The sequence below is a fragment of the Desulfobulbus oralis genome, assembly GCF_002952055.1.
Taxonomy (GTDB): domain Bacteria; phylum Desulfobacterota; class Desulfobulbia; order Desulfobulbales; family Desulfobulbaceae; genus Desulfobulbus; species Desulfobulbus oralis.
Map to the genome: position 1 here is coordinate 1,533,910 of NZ_CP021255.1, position 23,407 is coordinate 1,557,316.

Consider the following 23,407-nt stretch of genomic DNA (forward strand, 5'->3'; position numbering starts at 1 on the left):
GCCCCCATTAAGTGTCAAGCGAAAAGTCGCCTTCCCCGGCCTCTGCCGGCAGGCCCACGAAAGTGCTTGCGTGGCCGTTTAAAGTGCTTTATTGAACGCAATTCTTGATTTGTATGCGTTTTTCCCGTTGTCTTTATCGATCGACCGGAAAATTTCATCTTAAGAGAGACATATTCCACAGGCGCAGTCTTTGGGCGCCATTCACAGACATTGCCGTCACAGGAGAAGCCCTGTTGTCAGCCGGGAGCCGCTTTGGATGCAGGCCGACAGCATGGACTGCCTCTGGCGGTTGCAAGGAGCAGCATGGCAGAGAGGAAAACAAGGGCCCGCAGGAGTGGAGCGAAAACAGGCTCGCAGGCGAGTACGGGCGCGTGGTGGAAGAGCACGGAGCCCGAGGAAGAAATGCCGGCCTCAGAGGCTGGTCAAAAATCCTCGGATCAGACCGGGCCTGGACAGGGTGGCCAGGAGGAGGCCGGGAAAACGCCTCGCCGCCCCGCCGGACGCCGGAAAAAAAAGGCAGCCGCTGCCGACTCCGACTCAGGAGCATCAGTCGCGGCTGGGGGGGAGCCGGCGCAGGCCGTTCCGCCCGCCCCCCTGTCCGCAGAAGCGCCGGAAACTGTGGGCGGCAGTGGCGCCGGGCTCGAGGCGGAGAGCGCCGAAGTGGCGGATGTCGCTGCAGAGCCTCCTCCGCCCGAGCCCAAGGAGGCGGCGGTGCGGGCCTCCAGGAAGCCCCGCCATGGGCACAGGCGGGGCAAAAAGACCGAAACCCCTGCTCCCGAATCCGGGGCTGGCGGAGCAGTTCCGGACACTGTCCTGGTGGCCGAAGCCCCGGCGCCGGAAGTCCCCGCTTCAGAAGAGGCGTCTTCCGAGCCATCGGCCGTCAGCCATGACCCCGAGGCCGTGTACAAGCTTCTGGTCAACGCCGAGGAACCCGAGGAGTGCCGGGTGGCGCTGCTGGAAAACGGCCGTTTGGAATCCTTCCACGTTTCCAACGTCGAACGCGAAGCCACCAGAAACAACATTTACAAGGGCCGCATCGTTTCCATCGAGGCCAATCTGCAGGTCGCCTTTGTGGACATCGGCACTGGCCGCAACGCCTTTTTGCCTTTCAGCGAAATCCATCCGGAATACTACCGCGAGAATTTGAGCGACCGCGTGCGCGAGCTGGTGAACCAGCAGCAGTGGAAAAAGCTCAAGATCGAAGAGGTCATGCAAAAGGGCCAGGAAGTGCTGGTGCAGGTCGTGAAGGAGGTGACCGGCAACAAGGGGGCGAGCGTCACCACCTATCTGTCCCTGCCGGGTCGCTGCCTGGTGTTGTTGCCTGGCAGTGACAGTGCGGGCATTTCCCGCAAGATCACAGGCGAAGAGCGCCGCGGTGCATTGCGGGAAATGATGGGCGAGCTGGAGCTGCCCGAAGGCATCGGCTACATCGTGCGCACCGCCAGTGTGGACATCAACCAGAGCAATTTGAAAGAGGATCTGGACCGCCTGCTCAGCCTGTGGGAGCAGATTCGTGGCCGGGGCCAGACCGTCGAGTCGCCGGCCCTCATCTATCAGGAGCAGGACACGGTAGTGCGTTTTTTGCGGGACCATTTTTTTCCGGAGATTCAGGAAATTGTGGTGGACACCGAAGCAACGCTCCAGCAGGTGCGGGACTTCATCCAGCAACTGCCGGCAGAGCAGCGCAGAGTGCGGGTACGGCAGCACAAGGGCGTAAAGCCCATCTTCAACCAGCACAACATCGAAGAGCAGATCGAGTCCATTTACCGGCCCCAGGTTCCGCTGCCCTCCGGCGGCTCCATTGTCATCGATCCGACCGAGGCGCTGGTGGCCATTGACGTCAACTCGGGCCGCACCTCCAAGAACAGCGACTTTGAAGACAGCATCTTTCAGGCCAATATGGAGGCGGCGGAAGAACTGGCCCGCCAGCTCCGGCTGCGCGACCTGGGCGGACTCATTGTGGTGGATTTCATCGACATGCGCAACAAGAAGCACATCCAGGAAGTGGAGCGCCAGGTCAAGGCGAGCATGAAGCGCGACAAGGCCAAGGTGGATGTCAGCCGCATTTCCCGCTTTGGTCTGATGCAGATTTCCCGCCAGAAGATGGGCGCCCCCACGGCCAAGGGCAGCTATATCGTCTGCCCCCACTGTCAGGGCCGGGGCGTGGTGCGCTCGGTGGAAACGCTGGCGCTCTTCTATCTGCGTCGCATCCAGACCGGCATCATCAGGAAGAAGGTCGCCCGGGTGGAATGCCGCTTTCCGCTGGAGGTGGCGCAGTACCTGTTGAACCGGAAAAAGGAGGAGCTGGTGGCCCTGGAGCGGCAGCACAATGCGGCCATTGACATTATCGTGCGACCCGACATGCGACCCATGGAAAACGAGATGGAATTTTTGGGCGCGAAAAACGTGGTCTGATTGCACTGCCGGACAGGATAAAGGCCGATTCCGTTTTGGGAGTCGGCCTTTTTTTGTTCGGTTGCGCGGCAGATCGAGGTGTTTTGTTGCGCAGCTTCGGTGGTGCAATCGCAGCAACACTGTGTTCGTATGCCACATCCAGGGGGATGGCCCTCTTTGCTCATCGCTCAGGTGAAGATGCAGGTGCGGTTCTGGTAGACCAGCACCTGATGCCGCAGGTGGTGCCAGACGGCACGGGACAGCACCAGCTTTTCCAGGTCCCGGCCCTTGCGCACCAGATCGGCTACCGAATCCCGGTGGCTTACGCGGATGATGTCCTGGGCGATGATGGGCCCGCAGTCCAGTTCGGCGGTGACGTAGTGGCTGGTGGCGCCGATCACCTTGACCCCGCGTTCGTAGGCCTGGTGATAGGGCTTGGCGCCGGGAAAGGCGGGCAAGAAGGAGTGATGGATGTTGATGATGCGGTTCGGGTAGTGGCGCACGAAATCTTCTGAGAGGATCTGCATGTAACGGGCCAGCACGATGAAACCCACCTGGTGTTTCCGGAGCAGTTCGAGCTGGGCCGCTTCCTGCTCGGCCTTGTTTTCCCGTGTCATGTCGAAGTGGGCAAAGCCCACGCCAAACTGCCGGGCCACCGGCTCCAGGTCCTGGTGATTGCTGACGATGAGCGGGATCTCCGCCCGGATTTCCTGGGACTTCCAGCGGGCCAGGATGTCAAAGAGGCAGTGGGGCAGCCTGGACACAAAGAGCGCCATGCGCGGTATTTCCGAGGAAAAGTGCAGTTCCCATTCCATTTGATAACGCTGGCCGATGAGCACATCAAAATATTCGCCGATTTTTTCCCGGGGAATGACGAATTCCGCCAGGTCCCACTCGATCCGCATGAAGAAAGCGCCTGTGACCTCGTCCACGTGCTGATCGAGGAAGATGATATTGCCGTTGTTTTTGCAAATGAATTCGCTCACCACGGCGATAATGCCCCTTTTGTCCGGGCAGTGCATGAGCAGAATGGCGGATGCTTTCGAATCGGTACACATGGCAATGAAAGATTGGGGTTGCGGCCGTCAAAACGGCACTTCTGTGAGCAGGGCCAGCACCAGCCGGGTGAGGGCCTGCAGATCGGCAAGTGACAGTTGCTCGTCCGTGGCATGGACATTGGTCATGCCCGTGGCCACCACGGCTGTGGCCAGCCCTTTGCCATTAAAGATATTGGCGTCGCTGCCGCCGCCGGAGGCGGTATGGGCGAGCGGCATCTGAACCAGCCCGGCCGCCTGGTCGATGCGGCAGAGGAGCGGAGCATCGTCCGCAAGCCTCATGGCCGGGAATTCCTGTTCTATCTGCACCGCAATTCCGGGCCTGCCCCGGGCCTCGCCGCTGGGGTCGCACCACAGACCGCCGGTATCGACAAAGCGGTCCTTGATGGCGCGGCTCAGTTGCTCCAGCGTTTTCGGGTTGTGGCTGCGCACCTCGCCTTCGATCACAACCTGGTCGGGTACAATGTTGGTGGCCAGCCCGCCCCGAATGGTGCCGAAGTTGACAGTGCTCTCGTCGTCAATCCGGCCGCAGGGCATGTCGGCGAGCGCCTTTGCGGCGAGCATGATGGCGTTCACCCCCCATTCCGGATGCAGACCGGCGTGGGCCGCGAGGCCAGAAACCGTGGCGGTCAGCCGATTCATGGCCGGCGCCCTGGTGATGACTTCGCCAAAGCCGCTGCCATCCAGCGCATAGCCTTCCCGGGCCATAAGCGTTTTCGGGTCAAAGGCCTTGGCGCCCAGCAGGCCGATTTCCTCGCAGGTGGTGAAGACAAATTCCACCGGCCGGTGCGGCGCGCCCGTGTCCGCCAGGACGCGCATGGCCTCGATGCAGGCCGCAATGCCGGATTTGTCGTCGCCGCCCAGAATGGTGTCGCCGCTGCTGGTGAACAGATCGCCCCTGCGCTGCACCCTGATGCCCTGTGCGGGCGTGACCGTATCCATGTGGCAGGCAAAAAAGATGGCGGGCCTGGGCAGCGTGCCCTTGAAGCGTACGAGCAGGTTGCCGCAATCCGCGCCGGTCTCTTTGGCCGATCTGTCCTCGCCTATATAATCTGCATGCAGCTCCTTGAAGCGCTCCTGCAGACGGCGGCACAGCCCGGCCTCGCTGCGGGAAGGGCTTGCGATTTCGCACAGGGTGACGAATTCCTGCGCCAGCCTTTCGGCATCAGGCTCCATGATTTTCCTCCAACAAGACCACGGCATGGGCGGCAATGCCTTCGCCCCGGCCGGTATAGCCCAGTTGTTCCGTGGTGCTGGCCTTGACATTGAAGCGTGTACTTGCCGCGTGGCAGGCCTGGGCCAGGTTCGCCTGCATCCGGCCCAGATGCGGGGCCAGTTTCGGTTTTTGGCAGATGATGCTGATATCGGCGTTGGCCAGGCGCATGCCGCGGCTGGCGGCCATTTGCCACACTGTGGCCAGGAGTTTCAGACTGTCCGCGTCTCTGTAACGGGCATCGCTGTCCGGGAAATGGCGGCCAATGTCGCCAAGCGCCAGCGCGCCCAGAAGGGCATCCATAAGGGCGTGGCAGACTACGTCGGCGTCCGAGTGGCCCAAAAGGCCCAGGGGGTGGTCGATGGTCACCCCGCCCAAAATCAGTTTGCGGCCGGCAACAAGCCGGTGCACATCAAATCCGTGGCCGATTCTCATGCCTGTGCCTTTCGCCTGATTGCCTGCGTTCAGAAGGACCCGGGCCAGCAGCAGGTCTTCCGGTCTGGTGATTTTCAGATTCCTTCTCGAGCCTGCCACAGTATGCACGGCAATGCCCGCGTGTTCAAGAAGCGCGGCCTCGTCGGTGGCCTGAAAACCGTCTTTTTCGGCGAGCGCATAGGCCTGGATCAGGAGCTCCCGGCGCGCGGCCTGCGGGGTTTGCGCCTGCCAGAGACGGCTCCTGTCCAGCGTGGCCACAATGCGGCCATCCTGGACGGCCTTGATGGTATCAACCAGGGGCAGGGCCGCAATGGCGGCGCCAAAACGGTCGGCACATGCCAGACAGTTTTGCGCCAGCTCCGCATCCGCCAGGGGACGGGCCGCATCGTGCACCAGAACAAGGGGCAGGGCAGGGGAGAGCGCCATCAGCCCGGCCCGCACCGAATCCTGCCGGCTTGCGCCGCCTGCGGTAAAATGCAGGCAGGGCCGCCTTTCAGGTGGAAGCAAGTTGCGGCAGACGGCCTCGCAGTCGGCGAGCCAATCTCCAGGCGCCACCACCACGATTTCGGCGATCCCGGGCACCTGGAGCAAGACCTCGCAGCTCCGTACCAGTATGGGCACGCCATTCAAAGGCAGAAGCTGTTTGGGCCGGTCTGCGGCCATGCGACTGCCTGAACCGCCTGCGGCCAGAATCGCGCCGCAGGACAAAACCGTCTCTGGAGTCATCATGAAAAAGGGGTGGGCTGTAAGCCGAATTCTGTCCCGGCCCGCGCCTTGCGGCGGGGCCGGCCATGATCATTTAACTGGAATGCCGGTCACCCGGCATCTCGTGCAACCTACCCGGAGGCATCGGACGGGCCGCCCTCGATCGCCTCCCTATTTGGTCTTGCACCCGGTGGGGTTTACCATGCCCCGACTGTCGCCAGCCGGGCGGTGAGCTCTTGCCTCGCCATTTCACCCTTGCCTGTGAACCGCGGTTCCATCGGCGGTGTCATTTCTGTGGCACTTTCCCCTGGTTACCCAGCGTTCGCGTTACGAACCACCGTGCCCTGTGGTGTTCGGACTTTCCTCTCCAGCCCGAGCCGGAGCGATCATGCGCCCACCCACAAGCCTGAAAAGCGGAAAAAGACGGAGTGCCGGGGCACCGCGTCAAAATAAAGTTTATATGTTGGGCTGCCCGGCCTGATACTGGTCGATGCCCGCATTGGCCAGCGCATCTGCCGTCTGGTTCTGCGTGCGGGGCACATGGCGCACCTGCCAGGCGTCGAAGCGGGCCAGCAGGGTTTTGGCCTCCTGGTAGAGCGGCAGCAACTGTTCGTGTCTGACCTTGTACCTGCCCTCAAGCTGCCGCACGATCAGCTCGGAATCCATGCAGAGCGAAAGTCGCCCGCAGCCCTGGCGCAGGGCCTCTTTCAGGCCGGCGATGAGGGCTTTGTACTCTGCCGCGTTATTGGTGCAGAGACCCAGGTAGGTCGAGATGCGCTGTAGTTCGGCGCCATCTGCCGCCAAAAGCAGGGCGCCTGCTCCGGCAGGGCCCGGATTGCCCCTGGATGCGCCATCGGTAAAGAGCTGGCACCAGCCGGCCGGCGCCCCGGGGGCATCGGATGCGGCCAGCGTCTTCGAGCTTTTTCCCCTTGTCCCCCTCAGGACGCTTAGGATGGCTGCCGGCTCGTATTCCGGAAACATTTGAGCCAGCCAGGCCTCGTCCAGCTTTTCCGCCAGCCTCCGACAGATGCTTTCCCGGCCGGGCAGCTTATTCGGCAAGCGGGGCCTCCTCCAGTTCCGGCGTGGCCGCCTCGTCCTCCGCTGGAGTTTCATAGTACAGAATTCGCTGGCAGGTTGGGCAGATATTGAGCTTGTCTCCCTTTATCACCTCGTTGACCTGCTGGGGCGGCAGGGTCATGTGACAGCCCGTGCAGACGCTGTCCTTGACGGCTACCACGGCCAGACCCTCGCGCTTGAGCATCAGTTTGTCGTAGCGCTTCATCAGCTCCTGCGGCACGTCTTTGGCGTATGCGGCGCGCTCGCCGTCAATGCCCTTTTTTGCCGCATTCAGGCGTTTGATTTCCTTGGCATTCCGCTGCTGGGCCCCGGCAAGCTCGGCTGCTTCGTTTTCGCAGCGGCCTGCCAGTTCCTCGGCGTCCCTGCCCAGTTGCTCCAGTTGCTCGATGAACTGGAGCGCCCGTTCCTCCGTAGTCTTGGCCAGCTTCTTGCTGTCCTCGATTTCCTTGAGCAGGGCCTGATGCTCGCGGCTGGTCTGCACCAGCAGCATCCTGTTCTGGCTCTCCTTCATGCGGGCATTCGCCCCTTCGTGTTCAGTCTGATTTTCCTGCTGTTTTTGGGTGAGCAGCTCTATTTTCACCTTCAGGGCCGCCAGCTTTTCCTGCTCCGCCTGAATGGCCTGCTTCCGCTTGACCGTATCTGCCTCGCATCTGGCGATGGCCTGGTCAAATCCGGCAAGCTCGCTGTCAAGTTTTTGCAGGCTGATGAGTTTTTCCATGTCTTCGTTCAAGGGTCTCTCCTTTGGTAAAAAACAGTACAAAAAGCAGGTTCAGGCGGCTGGCGGCCAGAGCAGGCCCAGAGGCGTTTTTTGTTCCGCCAGCCCAATCGGAATCTCCCAGTGGCGTTCGGCAAACAGCTCACGCAGCTCTCTGGCGAAGAGCGGCATGGCCGGATTTTCCGTGGGAAAATGTCCGGCATCCAGGATCCAGATGCCGGCGTCTTCGGCCCAGCGGGCCACGTGGTGTTTGACTTCGGCGGTAATATAGACGTCTGCGCCCTGAGACAGCGCCAGTTCGGCAAGTTCCGAACCCGAACCAGCGCAGAGCGCCACACAGTGGACTGTTTCGGGTCTCCGGCCCGCGGCGAGGATCCAGGGCGGAGCGCAGTGGGCGCGCAGCCTGGCCACCAGCTCCTCTGCACTGATGGCTGTGGCATAGGCGCCGATGCTGCCCAACCCGCAAATCGGGGCAAAACCGCGGCCTGCCGGCACCAGCGGGCGGAGCTTTTCCAGACCAAGAGCGGCGGCCAGTGAATGGCTGACGCCTTCTGCCGTCGAATCCAGGCTGGTGTGGCAGGCGATGACGCTGATGTTTTGCCGCATGGCTGCGGCCAGAAAGGCGCCTGTCGGCGTGTCGGTCAGCAGATGGCGTATCGGCTTGAAAATGGCAGGATGGTGGGTGATGATCAGATCCGCGCCAGTGGCTGCAGCCTGACGGGCCACAGACACGGAGGGGTCAAGGGCCAGCAGGATGCGGTGCACCTCCTGCTGCCGGGACCCGGCCAGAAGGCCAACATTGTCCCAGGATTCGGCCAGATCATCCGGCACCAGCCGCTGTATGGCCTCGTGTATGTCGTTTACAGTGGGCATACTGCAGGGGGAAATGAAAAAAGGTACACCTTTTTGGGGTGTACCTTGGCAAAGCGGTCAGGCAGGGCAGGGTGTGAAAGGCGGAACAGCAGGATCCTGATGTTGGTGTAGCTGTTTCTTGCATCGAACATGAAGCAGTGGCATGCCGTCCGCAGGCATCCTCCCGGAAAATGGTGGGCCCACCTGGACTCGAACCAGGGACCGACCGGTTATGAGCCGGTGGCTCTAACCAACTGAGCTATAGGCCCGACCTGAACACGAAAAAAGCCTACTATACCGATCTGCTGCAGGATGTCAAGTCTTCCGCAGGACAGGGACGGCCGGAGCACTCTGCCAAGGGTTCTTCGCCCCTGCGAGGTGGACCGCATCCGCTGTGCGCATGGGCCGGCACTGCCATGGACAGGGCGCAGCATGGGACAGGTCGGCGGGTACGGGGATGGCAACAATGCTATCATACTGATATTTTGTATTTGATCCGCCGCAATGCAGGTGCGGCATGGCGCCTTGGCAAAAGAGCGCTTGACAGGGGAAGTGGAAGTTGGTAGACGGCAATATTACTTTGATATTAAAAATATTATCCAGGTGCGCGGCAGAGTCATTGCATCTTAACTCGCAGCCAGGGCGATCCAGTTGCGACGCCAGGTGCTGTACCACCGCTCGGTGTCGGCGTTTCCGGTGAACGGGCGTTTACGGGCCTTGAGGGCAGGGAAGCCGGGGAGCGCAACCGCTCCCGATTCTCTGTCGCTTTTCCATTTCAATACAACGGGGGGGAGAAACACATGAAGCGTCAACTCACGGGCCTGCTGGCCGGTGCCAGCATGCTGCTGCTGTCCACCGGAATCCTTCAGGCCGCAGTCAAAGACGAGCTGGTCTATGCCAGCACCAAGGACATCCGCAACATCAACCCGCACCTGTATCTTGGTGAAATGGCCGCCCAGGGCATGGTTTTCGAACCGCTGGTCATGAATACCAAGGAAGGCGTCAAACCCTGGCTGGCCGAGAGCTGGGAGGTGTCGCCGGATGGCAGGATCTACACCTTTCACCTGCGCAGGGACGTGACCTTTACCGACGGCACGCCGTTCAACGCGGAGGCGGTCAGGTTGAACATGGAGGCCATCATGGCCAACCGCATCCGCCATGCCTGGATGGATATGATGAACGAGATCGACAAGGTCGAGGCTGTGGATGAATACAGCTTCCGTCTGAGTCTGAAAAAGCCCTACTACCCCACCCTGGTCGAGCTGGGCCTGCTGCGGCCGTTCCGCTTCATCTCGCCCAAGTGCTTTGTGGACGGGCAGACCAAGGATGGGGTATCCTGTCTGGCCGGCACCGGCCCCTGGGTGCTTGCCGAACACAAGGACAATCAGTACGCCGTCTTTACCGCCAACACCCGCTACTGGGGTGAAAAACCCAGGATTCAGTCCGTGCGCTGGAAGGTCATGCCCGATCACCAGTCCATGCTGCTGGGCCTGCAGAAGGGAGAAATTGACCTGATCTTCGGTGCCGACGGCGACATGCTGAATCTGGATAGCTTCGAGGGGCTGCGCCGCCAGGGCAAATATGTGACCGAGATCAGCCAGCCTATTGCCTCCCGTGCCATTCTGCTGAACGCGCACCAGCCCTTCACCCGGGAACGGGACGCGCGCCTGGCCCTGCAGCACGCTGTGGACAAAAAGAGCATCGTCGAGGGTGTGCTCAACGGCTCCGAGGAGCTGGCCGACACCCTGCTTGCACCGTCGGTGCAGTACTGTAATGTAGCCCTGGAAAAGCGCGCCTACGATCCGAAAAAGGCAGCCGCCCTGCTTGATCGGGCCGGCTGGAAGACAGGCAAGGACGCTTGGCGCTACAAGGACGGCAACAAGGCGGAACTGCGGCTGTACTACAATTCGAACAATGCCCAGGAGCGAACCATCAGCGAGTACATACAGGGCGATCTGAAGAAAATCGGCGTGGACCTGAAGATCATCGGCGAGGAAAAGCAGGCCTTCCTGGATCGCCAGAAAACCGGAGACTTCGAGCTGCAGTATTCCCTGTCCTGGGGCACGCCCTATGACCCGCAGTCCTATCTGTCGTCATGGCGCATCCCTGCCCACGGCGACTATCAGGCCCAGGTCGGCATGGAGCGCAAGGAGTGGCTGGACAGGGAAATCACCAGTCTGATGACCGAAGCGGACGAGAACAGGCGTCAGAGCATGTACAGGGAAATCCTGACCTACGTGCACGACGAGGCTGTGTATCTCCCGCTCTCCTATTCCCGCACCAAGGCGGTGCACACCAAGGAGCTCCAGGGAGTGGAGTTCGGGCTTTCCCAGTACGAAATCCCCTTTGAAAAGATGCACTTCTGATTCGCTGCGCCCTGCCTTTGCCACCGGGTGATCCGGCCCGGTGGCTGCGGGAAAAGACCATGCAGTTACGCACCTATATTGTCCGCCGCCTCCTGGGCGTCCTGCCTCTGCTGTTGGCGGTCTCCTTTTTCGCCTTTGTGCTGATCCAACGCAGCCCGAGCGATCCGGCAGAGGTGGCGATCCGGGTGAACGCCATGAGACCCACGCCGGAGCTGATTGCGGAGACGCGCGCAGAGCTGGGTCTGGACAAACCCTTCCTCAGCCGCTACGTCACCTGGCTGGGCCGCGTGCTGCAGGGTGATTTCGGCAGGCGCTACGTGGACCGGAAACCCGTGGGCCAGGAGATGGCGAAGGCTCTGCCGCCCACTCTGCTTCTGGCCGCCACCACCGCCGTACTCATGCTGACGGTCAGCATTTGCGCTGCCCTGGTGGGTGCCGTTTTTGAGGGCCGCATCCCGGATATTCTGCTGCGCGGTTGCATCTTTCTCGGCACTTCGATGCCTGCCTTCTGGGCCGGGCTGCTCCTGATCTGGCTCTTTGCGGTCAAACTGGATCTGTTCCCCACCAGCGGCCTCTCCGGCCCGGCCTCACTGGTTCTGCCGGCTCTCACCCTGTCACTGCCCTATATTTCGGCCTATGCACGGCTGTTGCGCAACAGCATGGTACAGACCAAGCAGTGCAATTTCGTGCTCTACGCCCGGGCCTGCGGCCGCAAACGCTCGGCCATTCTGCGTCATATCTTCCGCAATTCCCTGCAGTCCAGCCTCACCGCCCTGGGCATGAGCCTGCCCAAGCTGGTAGCCGGCACCTTTGTGGTGGAATGCATCTTTGCCTGGCCCGGTCTGGGCCGGCTCTGCGTGACAGCCATCTTCAACCGCGACTTTCCGGTGATTCAGGCCTATGTCCTGCTCATGGCCGTACTCTTTGTCCTCTGCAATCTGGCCATGGACATATGCTCCGCCCTGGTCGATCCCCGCCTGCGGGAAGGGGGGCTCCGGTGAAGGCCTGGCAGCATCTGAAGCAGGACCGTTTGGGCCTGTGCTGTCTCATCTTTATCATGCTGGTGCTGGCGGCAGGGCTACTGTCTTCCTGGATCGCGCCCTGCGATCCTCTGGAAATGGACGTCAAAAACAAGTTTGCCCCTTGGGGCCGCGCACATTGGCTGGGCACCGACCACCTGGGCCGGGACATCCTTTCCCGCCTGCTTTTCGGGGTGCGCAGCACGCTGGGCTTTTCCCTGTTGGCCATGCTCGCAACCGTTGCCATCGGCACGCTTTTGGGTATGCTGGCCGGCTTGCTGCGGGGCTCTGTGGAGGCGCTGCTGATGCGCCTCTGCGACGTCATGATGTCTTTCCCGAGCGAGGTCATGATTCTTGCCATCGTGGGCATGCTGGGGCCGGGGCTGGGCAATGTGGTGCTGGCCGCTGTGGTGGCGAAATGGCCCTGGTACACCCGCATGATCCGCACCCTGACCCGGCAGTATGTGGACATGAACTACATCCGTTTCGCCAGGGTGGCCGGCTACGGCCCGGCCTACATCATCCGCCGCCACCTGGTGCCCTGTGCGGCCGGCGAAATCATCGTGCTGGCGACTCTGGACACCGGCGCCGTCATCCTCATGATTTCCGCGCTGTCCTTCCTGGGCCTGGGCGTGCAGCCGCCCACCCCGGAATGGGGCATGATGCTGGGCGAGGCCAAGGAGGTGATGATTCTCTACCCCTGGCAGATGCTGCCGCCTGGTTTCAGCATCCTTGCCGTGGTCGCGGCCTTCAACTTCCTGGGCGACAGTCTGCGGGACGCGCTGGATCCCCGGCATCATCCCAGCAGAGAGGTGGCGCTGTGAGCAGCCCCGAAGACAGGCCGCAGGCGCCCATCGTGCGCCTGGAACAGGTATCGGTCCGGCACGCGGCCACGGGCAGAGTCATCGTTTCGGATGTCGGCTTTACCCTCGCACGGGGGCGGTGCCTGGGCATCGTAGGCGAGAGCGGCAGCGGCAAGACGCTCATCTGCCGTACCCTGTTGGGGCTCCTGCCGCCGGCACTCGCAGCGGAAGGCCAGGCCTTTTTCGGCGATATCGACATGATCCGGGCTGCCCCGGAAACAGCCCGCCGTCTCAGGGGCACCGGCATCGGCACGATTCTGCAACAGCCCATGAGCGCCTTTGACCCGCTCTACACCCTGGGCGCGCAGTTTGTGGAAACCTTTCGGGACAAACTGGGCCTGAGCAAGGAGGCCGCCCGGGCGCTGGGCAGGGAAAAGCTGGCCCAGATGAATCTGCCTGCCACGGTCATGCGCAGTTATCCCCACCAACTCTCCGGCGGCATGCTGCAGCGCTGTATGATCGCCCTCACTCTGGCTCTGAAGGCCAAGCTGATTGTGGCGGATGAGCCCACCACCGCCCTGGACGCCCAGAACCAGTTTCAGGTGCTCGAATGTTTCCGGCAGTTGCGGGAGCGGCTGCATGTGACGCTCATCATCGTGTCCCACGACCTGGGCGCAGTGCAGATGCTGGCCGATCATATCCTGGTCATGGAAGGCGGGCGCTGCGTGGAAGCCGGCGAGGCAAAAACCGTTTTCAACGCGCCGCAGCACGAATACACGAGGTATCTGGTGCGCACACGCCTTGCCCTGACGCGGGGCTTCCAACGCGCTTTGGGGGGTGGCCATGCCAGCGCCTGACAGTGCCGTGCCCTTTCTCTCGCTTCGCCATGTGCATAAAAGCTATCCCGATCACCAGGCCACGATCTGGCGACCAAGGCGGCGGATCATCCTCGAAGACCTCAGCTTCGATCTCGAACGGGGCAGCATCCTGGGAATTTTGGGTGAGTCCGGCAGTGGCAAAAGCACGCTGGCCCGCCTCATTCTGGGGCTGGAAAAGCCGGACAGCGGACAGATACTCTTTGAAGGCCAGGAGGGCGGGGCCTGGCGCGCCGGGCATCGCGGCAGGATCAGCGTGGTCTTTCAGGACTACAGCAGTTCGGTCAATCCCGGTTTCCGGGTTGCGGACATCATTGCCGAAGGACTGGCCGCTGGCGCGCAGCCGCGCAGCGCCTGGCTTTCGGAGATTCCCGCACTCATGGCCCGGGTGCAGGTGCCGCCCGAGCTGGCCGGACGTCTGCCCCATCAGCTTTCCGGCGGTCAACTGCAACGAGTGTGCATTGCCAGAGCCCTGGCCTCGAAGCCGGATTTCATCGTATTCGACGAGGCCATCAGCTCCCTGGACCTGCCCATCCAGGCCCGGATCCTGACGCTGCTGCGCGAGATTCGCGGCAACATGAGCTATATCTTCATCACCCACGACATACAGATGGCGACTCTGCTCTGCGATCAGATTCTGCTGCTCCGTCACGGCAAAGTGGCGGCTCTGCTCTCCACCAAGTCGGGGCTGGGCCAGAGCGCCTCCCCCTATCTGCGTCAACTGCTGGCATCCACCGTCATCTTTCACTCGAACTTCGAGGCTGCCGCCGAAACGGCAAGCCCTGTGCCGCAATGAACATGCTGCTGGAACGACCCGATACGGTGCTGTCTGCTGCGACTGTCCCGCCCAACCTTGCACAGCCCCTGGCGGCGCGCATCAGGCGCTACTGGTCGCACCGCGCCCCTGATTTCGGCAGGCTGCGCCGTGAGGAGCTGCAGAGCGACAAATTTGCCCTCTGGTACGACGAAATAGCGCCCCGCCTGCCCGCGCCCCTGCCCGGAAGGGCGCTGCGTATTCTGGACGTGGGCACGGGTCCCGGCTTTTTCGCGGTGTTGCTGGCAGGCCAGCGTCATGAGGTGATTGGCATCGACATCTGCTCCGAAATGCTGCAAGAGGCGGAGCGCCTGGCCCGCGGAGCCGCCTGCCAGGTCACGTTCCTCAGGATGGATGCCACCCGGCTGAATTTTCCCGACCAGTCTTTCGACTGCGTGCTGACGCGCAACCTGACCTGGACGCTCCTGAGGCCTGGCAGGGCCTATGCCGAGTGGCTGCGCGTCCTGCGACCGGGCGGGGTCCTGCTCAATTTCGATGCGGATTACGGCGTGGTCAACTTCATGGACGCAGCCAAGGAAGAGGGCAGACATGCCCATGCAGGCATTGACTCCGCCCTGCTCAGGGAAGGTGAAAACATCCGGCGCAGTCTCGCCATCAGCCGGGAAACACGGCCGGCCTGGGACATGGCAATGCTGCGCCGTGTGGGCTTCTCCTCCTGCACCTGCGATACCGCACTCAGCAGCCGGGTTTTTACGCGCAGGGATTCAGCCTACAACCCGGTACCCATGTTTGCCCTGCGGGCTGTCCGCTGAGCGCGGTGCAGGCCGAGGGCCTCCCGCCTCCAGGCATTGGCCTTTTGACGCTGGCCGGCATGGCCCGAGGCCCGCATGCGGCGAATTTCCCGATCCCTTTTGTGCGGCCCATGTCCTGCTTGCCGCCTCCTGTTCCCGCCGCGTGTGGATGCGCCCTGCAGTGACCGGCATCGACCATCAGCCATGTAACTCCGGCTCATCGATCAGGATTTCGCGTAGTTTCTCCCACAGACCCCCGGTCGCGTCAGCGGATACAGTGCCGATTGTCATGGGCAATGCCGCCTGATGCCCGTACCAGGGTGTACCGACTCCCGGCCGCTTACAGGGCGATGAAGGGCCCTAAAGGGGCAGCACAAAGGACAGTGTAGCCGCAATGGCCATGCATACCGGGATGGTCAGCACCCAGGCGGTGACGATATTTTTGATGATGCTCAGGTTCAGGGCGCGGTGGCCCTTGGTTGAACCCACCCCCATAATGGCGGTGGAAATAATGTGGGTCGTGCTCACCGGCATCCCGAAATGGGAGGCGGTGAGGACCAGCGAGGCCGATGCGGTTTCGGCGGCAAAGCCGTGCACCGGCTTCAGTTTGATCATCTTGTCGCCCATGGTGCGAATGATGCGAAGACCGCCGGTCATGGTGCCGCAGCCCATGGTGCAGGCGCAGAGCAGCACCACCCAGACCGGCACCTTGAAGCTCTCCAGGGCGCCGTAGCTGAAGAGGGCCAGCGTAATGATGCCCATGGTCTTCTGGGCGTCGTTGCTGCCGTGGCTGAGCGCCATGATGCCGGACGACAGCAGTTGCAGCCTGCGGAACCACGAGTTGACCACGTAGGGTCTGGCCCGGCGGCAGATCCAGAGGATGCCTACCATGGCGCCCAGGCCGATACAGAAGCCCAGAAGCGGCGAGGTCAGCATGGGCAGGAGCACCTTCCTGGTCACGCCATCCATGAGCACCACGCCAAAACCCGCCCGCCCGACCGCAGCGCCTATCAGGCCGCCGATCAGCGCGTGTGAGGAACTGGAGGGGATGCCCAGGTACCAGGTGACGAGGTTCCAGATCACGGCAGCGAGCAGCGCACAAAAAATCACGCCCTGGGTCACGATGCCGGCATCCACGATGCCCTGACCGATGGTGCTGGCCACATGGGTGCCCAGAAGAGCGCCGGTAATATCCAGGCAGCCGGCATAGATCACGGCGGTGCGGGCGCTCAGCACCTTGGTGGAGACCACGGTGGCAATGGCATTGGCCGAGTCGTGGAAGCCGTTGATATATTCGAACACGAGAGCGGTGCAGATCACCACCAGAAGCATGGCCATTTGGCATCCTTGAAAAGGTCGGCAGGCGGCCTTTAGCTGTGTTTCAGGGAAATGGTGACAATGAGGTCGGAAATGGCGGAACAGATGTCCAGCGCATTTTCAATGCCCTTGTAAATGGCACGCAGCTTCAGGACTTCCAGGGCCTCGTACTTGCCGGAAAACAGCTCCTCGGTGGCCGAATACAGCAGATCGTCGCCGGTGCCTTCTATGTCCTGAATGCGGGCGCTGCTCCTGGCAACCTCCTTCACCGGGGCGCCGCCGCGCAGCATGGCGACCAGCTTGCGCAACTCTTCGGCCGAAGTGCTGATCAGATCGGCCTGCTGGCGAATGATGTCGTTGTAGTCGCCGATCTGGTAGATACGCAGGTTGACGCAGGCCTTCAGAATCACCTTGGTGGCCTTGTAGAGTTTGGCCGCGATCTGCTGGATGTCTTCCCGGTCAATCGGGGTGATGAACGACTTGTCCAACAGGGTCAGGCACTGGTCCTGGATGTCCGAGGCGCGTTTTTTGTAACTTTTGGCATGCACCAGGCAGGCATCGCGTTCTTCCGGAACAGAATGCACAATCTGGTAGAAGAGATAGGCTGAAAGCTGGACCACTTCCGCACCGTCCTCAAAGTGGTCGTAGAATCTGTTTTCAGGGGGCGGCAGAATTTTGGCGAGAAAACCGAGACGCATACGTACTCCCTACAAGAAGCGCCCGCCGTCTCTGGCGGGCCGGATACAGGCTGTTTGTCCGGCAGGAGGACAGACCCTACAAACCAGATTCAGGGCGATTTGCAAACAGTTTTTTCCGCAGGCTACGGATATCATCAGCAGACAGGAAAGGCTCCCGCGACAGTGGTTTCAGAAGGCGGTGGTTTTAGAAGATGAGGCCGGCAATGCTGCGGGGGGCAGTGCATCATGTGCATCAGCGCCTTGCGCGTGTCGAAGCTGCCAGAACTGGCCCCTGCCCATCGATCTTTTCGCCTCTTCGCAGGTGGCAGGCATGCTCAGCCGGCATCGCTCCCCGGCGCCCACCTGCAAGGCGAATGAACAGGGCCTACGGACATCGGCTGGCGGCCGCAGCCCCTTAGCGGCCGGCACCCGCTTTGGCGACCGGGAGGCGGATCCGGTCTGTACGGCGGGAGCCAAGGCAGCCCTGCCCGCTGCAACGAAGGCAGGAGTTTTCAAAAAATCGCAGAAGCCTGCCCCCAAGGTCGCGAACGCCTGCATGATGGGCCTCGCAGATGCCTGAACGCTGCCAGACCCCGGCTGAGGTTTTCAAACAGGCACTCAACCGCTGCGCTTATATTTGCCTGCAGCCCCTGGCTGCCGGCGATCGGGCAAGGGGCAGGCCTGTCCCCCCGTGGCAGGATGCCGATTCACTTTTTTGTAGGTGAAAACTCAGTCATATTCGCCGAAGTCTCCGCTGTGCTCATCAGCATCGGCACTGTCGTTCAGGGGGCTCAGACGCAGGGGATCGAGCGAGAGGATCTGGTATTCGGCTTCACAGTCGTTACAGTAGACGATGTCCTCCTCTTCACAATCGCTGTCGATGTAAATACTGCCGCCGCACACCCGGCATTCTTCCACGATTGCATCTTCGTCCCTGTCAATATCCATCTTGCTGCCCCCCTGTTCAATTGGAAGATTTCTGGTCAGACAGAAGCCTCTGCCCTGGCTGCCGGAAAAGAATATACGTGTTTCATTCTGTCAAGAAAAAACACTTTGGACCGGACAGGCGTTGTTGCTGCGGGCCGCGGTGTCCGGCTTGTCATTTTTACCCAGACCTGGCAAAAAACCGGAAGACGAAACTGCAGCCCGGGATCGCTGCCTTTCGGTATGGCGCTTCGCCTCGTCCGCAGCCGTTGCGGGGGAGGCAGCGATTCCTTCGTGAACACGAGAAAAGCCGGCATCAGACCTTATGAAGACCCTTGCCCATACACTCCATGCTCAGATGCAGCATTGCCAACTTTGCCCGCGCGGCTGTGGTGTGAATCGCCTTGCCGGCCAGCGGGGCTATTGCGGCCTTGACGGCGGCCTGCACATTGCCGCCATCACCCGGCACCGGGGCGAGGAACCGGTGCTGAGCGGACCGGACGGCATGTGCAATGTCTTTTTCAGCCACTGCAATCTGCAGTGTGTGTACTGCCAGAACAGCCAGATTTCCCGAAACAACACGGAGCTGCCCGGAGGGCCACTGGACTTCAACGCGGCGCTGGAGCGTATCATGCGCCTTTTGGACACCGGTATCGAGCGTCTGGGCTTTGTCTCCCCCACACACATGGTGCCGCAGATGGCGGCCTTGGTGGAGGCCCTGTGGCAACGTGGCCGCCATCCGGTCATTGTCTACAATTCCGGTGGTTACGAGAGCGTAGCCACCCTGCGCCTGCTGGAGGGCCTGGTGGATGTGTATCTGCCGGACTGCAAGTACATGGATGCCGGGCTGGCCAGGGCCTGTTCCGGAGCGGCGGATTATCCCGAAAAGGCGGCCGCCGCGCTGCGCGAGATGTATCGCCAGATGGGGCGCGTGGTGCAGCTGGATGAGCAGGGACTGATCCGGCGCGGTCTGATAGTGCGCCATCTGGTGCTGCCCGGGCAGACGGCGAACAGCGTGGCGGTACTGCGCTTTCTGGCCCGGGAGCTTTCACCCGGGCTTTCCCTGTCGCTCATGGCGCAGTACTGCCCGAATGCCTCGGTGCGGCAGCACCCACAGCTTGGCCGGCGGCTTTTGGCCAGCGAATACCAGAGCGTTTTGGCGGAAATGGAGCGGCTGGGTTTTGTGGCGGGTTTTGCGCAGGAACTGGCCAGTGCGGAGAACTATTGGCCGGATTTTTCCAGAGACGAGCCCTTTGACAGCGAAGCCGGGCAGGCACTGCGGTCCAGCTCCCCAAAACCCCCAAGCCAGTCTGGCAGATTGGTGACATTGGAGTCGTCGACCACAAAAAACACGTAGTCCGGTCGGAGCATTCGGGCAATCGTGGCAAAAACGGCGGTGCGCTCTTGCCCCGGCTCCGGGATCAGATTGGTGTTCAGGAAATACAGGTGGCGAAAGCCCCTGGCCAGATGGGGCTGGAGCTTGGTGCCAAAGGAATTGGCAATCAGAAGAGCGGTCCTGTCGGTCAGGCTGTTGTCTGTGACGGTATGAAACAGCATCTGCCGAGAGCCAAAGTCCTGGAGCAGGCTGTCCGGCATCTCCTGTGCCGGCTGGCCGGCATATGGATACAGGTACACCTGGATCGGGATGACAAAGCCAAAGAAGCCTGCAATATCGACCTTGCTGCGGCCGAGCCTGGAGGCGTCGTCCAGCTGCAGATGGTCCACAGCCCCACAGGCCTTGAGCAGGTGGCGGGTGAAGAGATAAACGGATTTGCCTTCCCAGTGATAGTTTTTCTGCGGGTAAAAGTTCGCATCTGCCTTGTAGGCCTGAAAAAGCTCCAGTGGGTAGAACACCTGGTATCTGCCAGTGGCCGCTCCCTGTCGTTTGAGCCGGGCCAGGAGAAAATCCTGGTTCGGATAGGCGATGCAGGCCTGGCGCAGGGCCAGCGGGACACTGGGAGGCAGTTTGTCGGCATACAGCGGCAGGGTGGTGGGGGCAATGGCAAAGATGACCCGGGCACCCTGGCGCTGAAAGACCCGGCTGGCCGCGGAAAAGGTGGCATCCAGCCGCTGGACCAGCTCGGGCCCGGGTTTCCCCTGTTGCAGGCACAGTGCCTTGAAATAGGCGTAGGGGTTCGAATTGGGCGAGTTGAAAAAAATATGTCCGTCCTGGCCCAGGGTGATATTGGGCAGAGGCGGGTCCCGCAGGATGGCGTAGCGGCATTTCCGGTACAGGGTATTGCCCAGGGGCCGGAGGCCGATCCCGTCCTTCATCCAGGACTCAAGACCTTTGATGAAGGCCTGCGGATTGCTGCGCAACATCTGCAGGGGTGGCCGGACGGCCATGCGGCGGTTTTCCTGCCGGCGAATCGCAGCGGCATTGCTGTGCACCAGGCCAAGCACAGTGGGCAGGGCCAGCAGGCAGACAAGCAGCGCAATCAGGAGCGGCGCGCGGCCGTGCAGCCTGAACGGGGATGCAGTGCGGAACATGGCTAAAACCGGAAATACAGAAAGGGACTGTAGGAACCCGCAAGGATGCAGATATACGAGCAGACAAACAGCAAAACCGCCCAAAGCGTCTGCGTGGCGCTCATGCACAGTCGGGCAGGGTGTCCCAGAGTCTGTACCGCCTTTTGCCACAGCCGCTTGCCGCTCTGTTCCACAAAGGGCACGGCAAAGAGCAGCCCGGCGGCCATGGCGACCAGGGACTCGTTGCTGGCCAGTTCAAGGAGGCTTTTTGCCTCTGGCGCATTGTTCAAGCCGAACATGGCCAGCCAGATCTGCAGGGCCTGATGGAGGCCGTTGGAGCGGAACAGTACCCAGGCCAGCATGACGGCCAGCATGGTGTAGCCGTGGCGGAGCGGCCGCGGGGCGCGCTGCAGCAATTTTCTGCCGCCGATGCGCTCGATGACCAGAAGGCAGCCATGGAACAGGCCCCAGGCAATGAAGGTATAGGCCGCGCCATGCCAGAGGCCGCAGAGCAGGAAGACCGTGACCAGATTGAACAGGGTGCGGGCCATGCCTCTGCGGTTGCCGCCCAGGGGAATGTAGAGGTAGTCGCGGAACCAGGTGGAGAGGGAAATATGCCAGCGCCGCCAGAATTCGGTGATGGACTGGCTGAAGTAGGGATAGCGGAAGTTGCGGGGCAGGCGGAAGCCCAGCATGACCCCCAGGGCAATGGCCATGAAGGTGTAGCCGCAGAAGTCGAAATAGATCTGCAGGGTATAGGCCAGGGTGCCCAGCCAGGCGGTGGGGGCGTCCAGGGCGCTTTCCGGCAGGGCAAAGACCTTGTCGGCCACTGGAGCCACACTGTTGGCGATCAGCATCTTCTGGGCCATGCCGATGGCAAAGAGGCGGAGGCTGAAGGCGATGCGGCGCACGGTGAAGCTGCGGTGGAGCAGCGCCTTGGCAATGGTGTGATAGCGCACAATGGGGCCGGCCACCATGTGGGGGAACATGGCGATATAGAGTCCGACGTGCAGGGGGGATTTGGCGCGGGTGGCTGTCCCCCGGTACACGTCCACGAGGTAGGAAATGCCGTGGAAGGTGAAGTAGGAGATGCCGAGCGGCAGATGGGGGTGGTGGAACTCACCCACGCTGATGCCGAAGAAATCGGGCAGCACGGTTTGCAGGAGGAAGATCCAGTACTTGTAGTAGGCGAGTATGCCCAGATCGGCGGTCACACCAATGGCCAGAGCCCATTTTCTGCGCAGGGCAGGCGTGTTTTTGGTGCCGATGAGGAGGCCGAAGAGGTAGTTGACCGCGATGTAGGCCAGGAGCACCCCAATGTATTTGGTCTCGCCCCAGAAGAAAAAGACGAGGCTGAACAGGAAAAAGCTGAGGTTCTTCCAGGGCAGGAAGAAGTACACGCACAGAAAAAGCGGCGCAAACCAGGCCAGAAAGACAACAGAGGGGAAAAGCATCGCTGTGGCCTCAGACCGGTATGGTGGAGTCGGGGCAGGCCTGCGCTGCCGCAGTGCCGACTGTGGTCTGGTCTTGGTGTAGCGGCAGCCTGCGGAGCAGGTCTGCGTCCCTCTTTTTTGTGTCTGGTGGTTCAGGAGTCTTCAGGTTCTGCATATTCGTTGTTCGCATCTCTGCTGTCTTGTCTCATGGTCCGGCAGGGTGGCCGCTTTCCTGCCTGACGGAGGATTGGAGTTCTTTTTGCTGCAACTGCACCAGGCTGTCCAGCCAGCGGGGCAGGCTTTCAAGGTTCTGGTCATCAAAGACAAAATACACGTAATCCGGCTGGATATGTTCACGGAGTGCCGCAAAAACGGCCATCTGGTTTTTCTGCCTTTGCAGCCAGTTGGTATCCACCCGGTAGAAATGCCGGAAGCCCCGGGCCAGATGGGGGGCCAGCATGCCGCCAAAGGAGTTGGCGATCATCAGTGCGGTCTTGTCGCTCAGACTGCGGCTCGTCCTGAAATGGGTGAGGATCTGCTGCTCGCTGAGTTTTTTTGCCCATGGTTCGACAAGCAGGGCGGAAGGCTGCTTGGCATAGGAATAGACATAGGCTGTAACGGGCCGGCTGTAGCCGAAGAAACCGGTGAGATCGTCTTCGACCGGGGCGGACACCGCCGGATCATGCAAGGCCACCGTGTTTGCGACCTTGCTGGTCCGGAGCAGGTGCCGGGCAAAGAGGTAGGCCGAGCGGCCTTCCCAGTGGAAGCGTTCCTTGGGCCAGAAGTACTTTTCGTTTTTGTGGCTTGCAAAGAGTTCATAGGGATAAAAAATTCGGTACCTGCCCGTACTTTCGCCGTGACGCTGCAGGCGGGCCAGCACATGATCCTTCTCTGGATAGGCCGCGCAGGCCTCCCGGTAGCGTGCCGGTAGGTTCAAAGGCAATTTGTCGGCGTACAGGGTCAGGGGCGAGGGCACGATGGCAAAGACGACCTCTGCGCCCTGACGCTGGAACAGGTTGCCTGCAGCCGCCATGGTAGCATCCAGATGCCGGAAGAGTTCCGGCGAGGCATCACCCTGTTTGATGCAGAGGGCGTCAAAAAAGAGAAAGGGTCTGGAGGTATCCGGCGAATTGAGGAAAACATGGCCGTCGAGCCCCAGCGTGATATTGGGCTGAGGGGCCTTGTGAAAAGAGCTCTGCTGGAATTTTCTGTACAGGGCATTGGCCTGCTGACGAAAACCAATGCTGTCGTTCATCCAGGCTTCGGTCGCCCTGATAAAGGCCTGTGCACTGTTACGAAACAGGAGGAGGGGCGGCAGGGTGGCCATCTTGCGGTTCTCCTGGGCGCGGATGGCCCCGGCATTGCTGTGGATCCTGCCGACCAGGGCGGGCAATGCCAGTACGCAGACGAGTGCTGCGATCAGAAGCGGCGTTTTGCCGAGGAGTCGGAATGAGGCATGGAGGGGCATGAGGGTTCAGGGATGCAGCAAAGGGGCAAGGATGGCAGGCGATC

At 61.4% G+C, this 23,407-nt stretch carries 20 protein-coding genes, 1 tRNA gene and 1 other RNA gene; 9 read left to right on the forward strand and 13 right to left on the reverse strand.

Translation table 11 applies throughout. From position 1 onward, the window contains the following. Positions 1 to 303: 303 nt before the first annotated feature. Positions 304 to 2,415: an Rne/Rng family ribonuclease gene (locus tag CAY53_RS06780; RefSeq protein ID WP_104936483.1), complete on the forward strand. Its 2,112-nt coding sequence runs from the start codon at positions 304 to 306 to the stop codon at positions 2,413 to 2,415. Between the two features lie 167 nt (positions 2,416 to 2,582). Here CAY53_RS06780 and purU read toward each other — a convergent pair whose 3' ends face one another. The 8 genes from purU to CAY53_RS06820 form a co-directional block, all read right to left on the reverse strand. Beyond that, entirely contained in the window at positions 2,583 to 3,452 is an 870-nt protein-coding gene (gene purU / locus CAY53_RS06785) for a formyltetrahydrofolate deformylase (RefSeq protein ID WP_104936484.1), read from the reverse strand. A 27-nt stretch (positions 3,453 to 3,479) separates the two neighbouring features. Then, positions 3,480 to 4,625, reverse strand: a complete 1,146-nt coding sequence (locus CAY53_RS06790; RefSeq protein ID WP_104936485.1) for a M20/M25/M40 family metallo-hydrolase — start codon at positions 4,623 to 4,625, stop codon at positions 3,480 to 3,482. Continuing rightward, a complete protein-coding gene (ispD, locus tag CAY53_RS06795) occupies positions 4,615 to 5,826 on the reverse strand; it encodes a 2-C-methyl-D-erythritol 4-phosphate cytidylyltransferase (RefSeq protein ID WP_245874752.1) in 1,212 nt (403 codons plus the stop codon). Before ispD ends, CAY53_RS06790 begins: the two co-directional genes overlap by 11 nt. A gap of 1 nt (position 5,827) precedes the next feature. Continuing rightward, an RNA gene (gene rnpB, locus CAY53_RS06800) (RNase P RNA component class A) lies at positions 5,828 to 6,204 on the reverse strand. A 54-nt stretch (positions 6,205 to 6,258) separates the two neighbouring features. Next, positions 6,259 to 6,861: a ribonuclease HI family protein gene (locus CAY53_RS06805; protein ID WP_219842627.1), complete on the reverse strand. Its 603-nt coding sequence runs from the start codon at positions 6,859 to 6,861 to the stop codon at positions 6,259 to 6,261. After that, a complete protein-coding gene (locus tag CAY53_RS06810) occupies positions 6,851 to 7,609 on the reverse strand; it encodes a zinc ribbon domain-containing protein (protein WP_104936486.1) in 759 nt (252 codons plus the stop codon). The genes CAY53_RS06805 and CAY53_RS06810 overlap by 11 nt, the downstream gene beginning before the upstream one ends. A gap of 39 nt (positions 7,610 to 7,648) precedes the next feature. Beyond that, complete coding sequence (locus tag CAY53_RS06815; RefSeq protein WP_104936487.1) at positions 7,649 to 8,467, reverse strand: Nif3-like dinuclear metal center hexameric protein; 819 nt, start codon at positions 8,465 to 8,467, stop codon at positions 7,649 to 7,651. Between the two features lie 171 nt (positions 8,468 to 8,638). Continuing rightward, positions 8,639 to 8,715 (reverse strand) — tRNA-Ile (locus tag CAY53_RS06820). Between the two features lie 531 nt (positions 8,716 to 9,246). Here CAY53_RS06820 and nikA point away from each other — a divergent pair. Genes nikA through CAY53_RS06850 form a run of 6 tightly spaced genes read left to right on the forward strand, consistent with a single transcriptional unit; the run spans position 9,247 to position 15,096 of the window. Then, positions 9,247 to 10,812: a nickel ABC transporter substrate-binding protein gene (gene nikA, locus CAY53_RS06825; RefSeq protein ID WP_104936488.1), complete on the forward strand. Its 1,566-nt coding sequence runs from the start codon at positions 9,247 to 9,249 to the stop codon at positions 10,810 to 10,812. Positions 10,813 to 10,871: 59 nt separating this feature from the next. Continuing rightward, positions 10,872 to 11,813, forward strand: coding sequence for a nickel/cobalt ABC transporter permease (opp1B, locus tag CAY53_RS06830; RefSeq protein WP_104936489.1), 942 nt, complete (start codon positions 10,872 to 10,874; stop codon positions 11,811 to 11,813). Further along, positions 11,810 to 12,655: a nickel/cobalt ABC transporter permease gene (gene opp1C, locus CAY53_RS06835; RefSeq protein WP_219842628.1), complete on the forward strand. Its 846-nt coding sequence runs from the start codon at positions 11,810 to 11,812 to the stop codon at positions 12,653 to 12,655. The genes opp1B and opp1C overlap by 4 nt, the downstream gene beginning before the upstream one ends. Continuing rightward, positions 12,652 to 13,491, forward strand: coding sequence for an ATP-binding cassette domain-containing protein (locus CAY53_RS06840; RefSeq protein WP_219842629.1), 840 nt, complete (start codon positions 12,652 to 12,654; stop codon positions 13,489 to 13,491). The genes opp1C and CAY53_RS06840 overlap by 4 nt, the downstream gene beginning before the upstream one ends. Further along, positions 13,478 to 14,305 carry an ABC transporter ATP-binding protein gene (locus CAY53_RS06845; protein WP_104936491.1) on the forward strand — a complete coding sequence of 276 codons (828 nt, stop codon included), beginning with the start codon at positions 13,478 to 13,480 and terminating at the stop codon, positions 14,303 to 14,305. The genes CAY53_RS06840 and CAY53_RS06845 overlap by 14 nt, the downstream gene beginning before the upstream one ends. Before the next feature lie 2 nt (positions 14,306 to 14,307). Continuing rightward, a complete protein-coding gene (locus tag CAY53_RS06850; protein ID WP_181040210.1) occupies positions 14,308 to 15,096 on the forward strand; it encodes a class I SAM-dependent methyltransferase in 789 nt (262 codons plus the stop codon). 339 nt (positions 15,097 to 15,435) lie between these two features. Here CAY53_RS06850 and CAY53_RS06855 read toward each other — a convergent pair whose 3' ends face one another. Together CAY53_RS06855 and CAY53_RS06860 are read right to left on the reverse strand one after the other, a co-directional pair. Then, positions 15,436 to 16,413, reverse strand: coding sequence for an inorganic phosphate transporter (locus CAY53_RS06855; RefSeq protein WP_104936493.1), 978 nt, complete (start codon positions 16,411 to 16,413; stop codon positions 15,436 to 15,438). 32 nt (positions 16,414 to 16,445) lie between these two features. Continuing rightward, on the reverse strand, positions 16,446 to 17,090 hold the full coding sequence (locus CAY53_RS06860; protein ID WP_104936494.1) for a DUF47 domain-containing protein: 645 nt from the start codon (positions 17,088 to 17,090) through the stop codon (positions 16,446 to 16,448). Between the two features lie 310 nt (positions 17,091 to 17,400). On the opposite strand from CAY53_RS06860, the gene CAY53_RS06865 reads away from it, so the two are divergent. Continuing rightward, the gene (locus CAY53_RS06865; RefSeq protein WP_104936495.1) at positions 17,401 to 17,649 is read left to right on the forward strand and encodes a hypothetical protein; all 249 of its coding nucleotides are present in this window, start codon (positions 17,401 to 17,403) and stop codon (positions 17,647 to 17,649) included. Between the two features lie 149 nt (positions 17,650 to 17,798). Here CAY53_RS06865 and CAY53_RS06870 read toward each other — a convergent pair whose 3' ends face one another. Then, positions 17,799 to 18,017, reverse strand: coding sequence for a hypothetical protein (locus tag CAY53_RS06870; RefSeq protein WP_104936496.1), 219 nt, complete (start codon positions 18,015 to 18,017; stop codon positions 17,799 to 17,801). Between the two features lie 370 nt (positions 18,018 to 18,387). Between CAY53_RS06870 and CAY53_RS06875 the strand changes: the two genes are divergently transcribed. After that, on the forward strand, positions 18,388 to 19,350 hold the full coding sequence (locus tag CAY53_RS06875; RefSeq protein WP_245874753.1) for a radical SAM protein: 963 nt from the start codon (positions 18,388 to 18,390) through the stop codon (positions 19,348 to 19,350). Between the two features lie 1,135 nt (positions 19,351 to 20,485). On the opposite strand, the gene CAY53_RS06885 is transcribed toward CAY53_RS06875, so the two are convergent. Both CAY53_RS06885 and CAY53_RS06890 read right to left on the reverse strand, forming a co-directional pair. Further along, positions 20,486 to 21,916, reverse strand: a complete 1,431-nt coding sequence (locus CAY53_RS06885) for an MBOAT family O-acyltransferase (protein ID WP_104936498.1) — start codon at positions 21,914 to 21,916, stop codon at positions 20,486 to 20,488. A 184-nt stretch (positions 21,917 to 22,100) separates the two neighbouring features. Beyond that, positions 22,101 to 23,363 carry an alginate O-acetyltransferase AlgX-related protein gene (locus CAY53_RS06890; RefSeq protein WP_104936499.1) on the reverse strand — a complete coding sequence of 421 codons (1,263 nt, stop codon included), beginning with the start codon at positions 23,361 to 23,363 and terminating at the stop codon, positions 22,101 to 22,103. Positions 23,364 to 23,407: the final 44 nt, after the last annotated feature.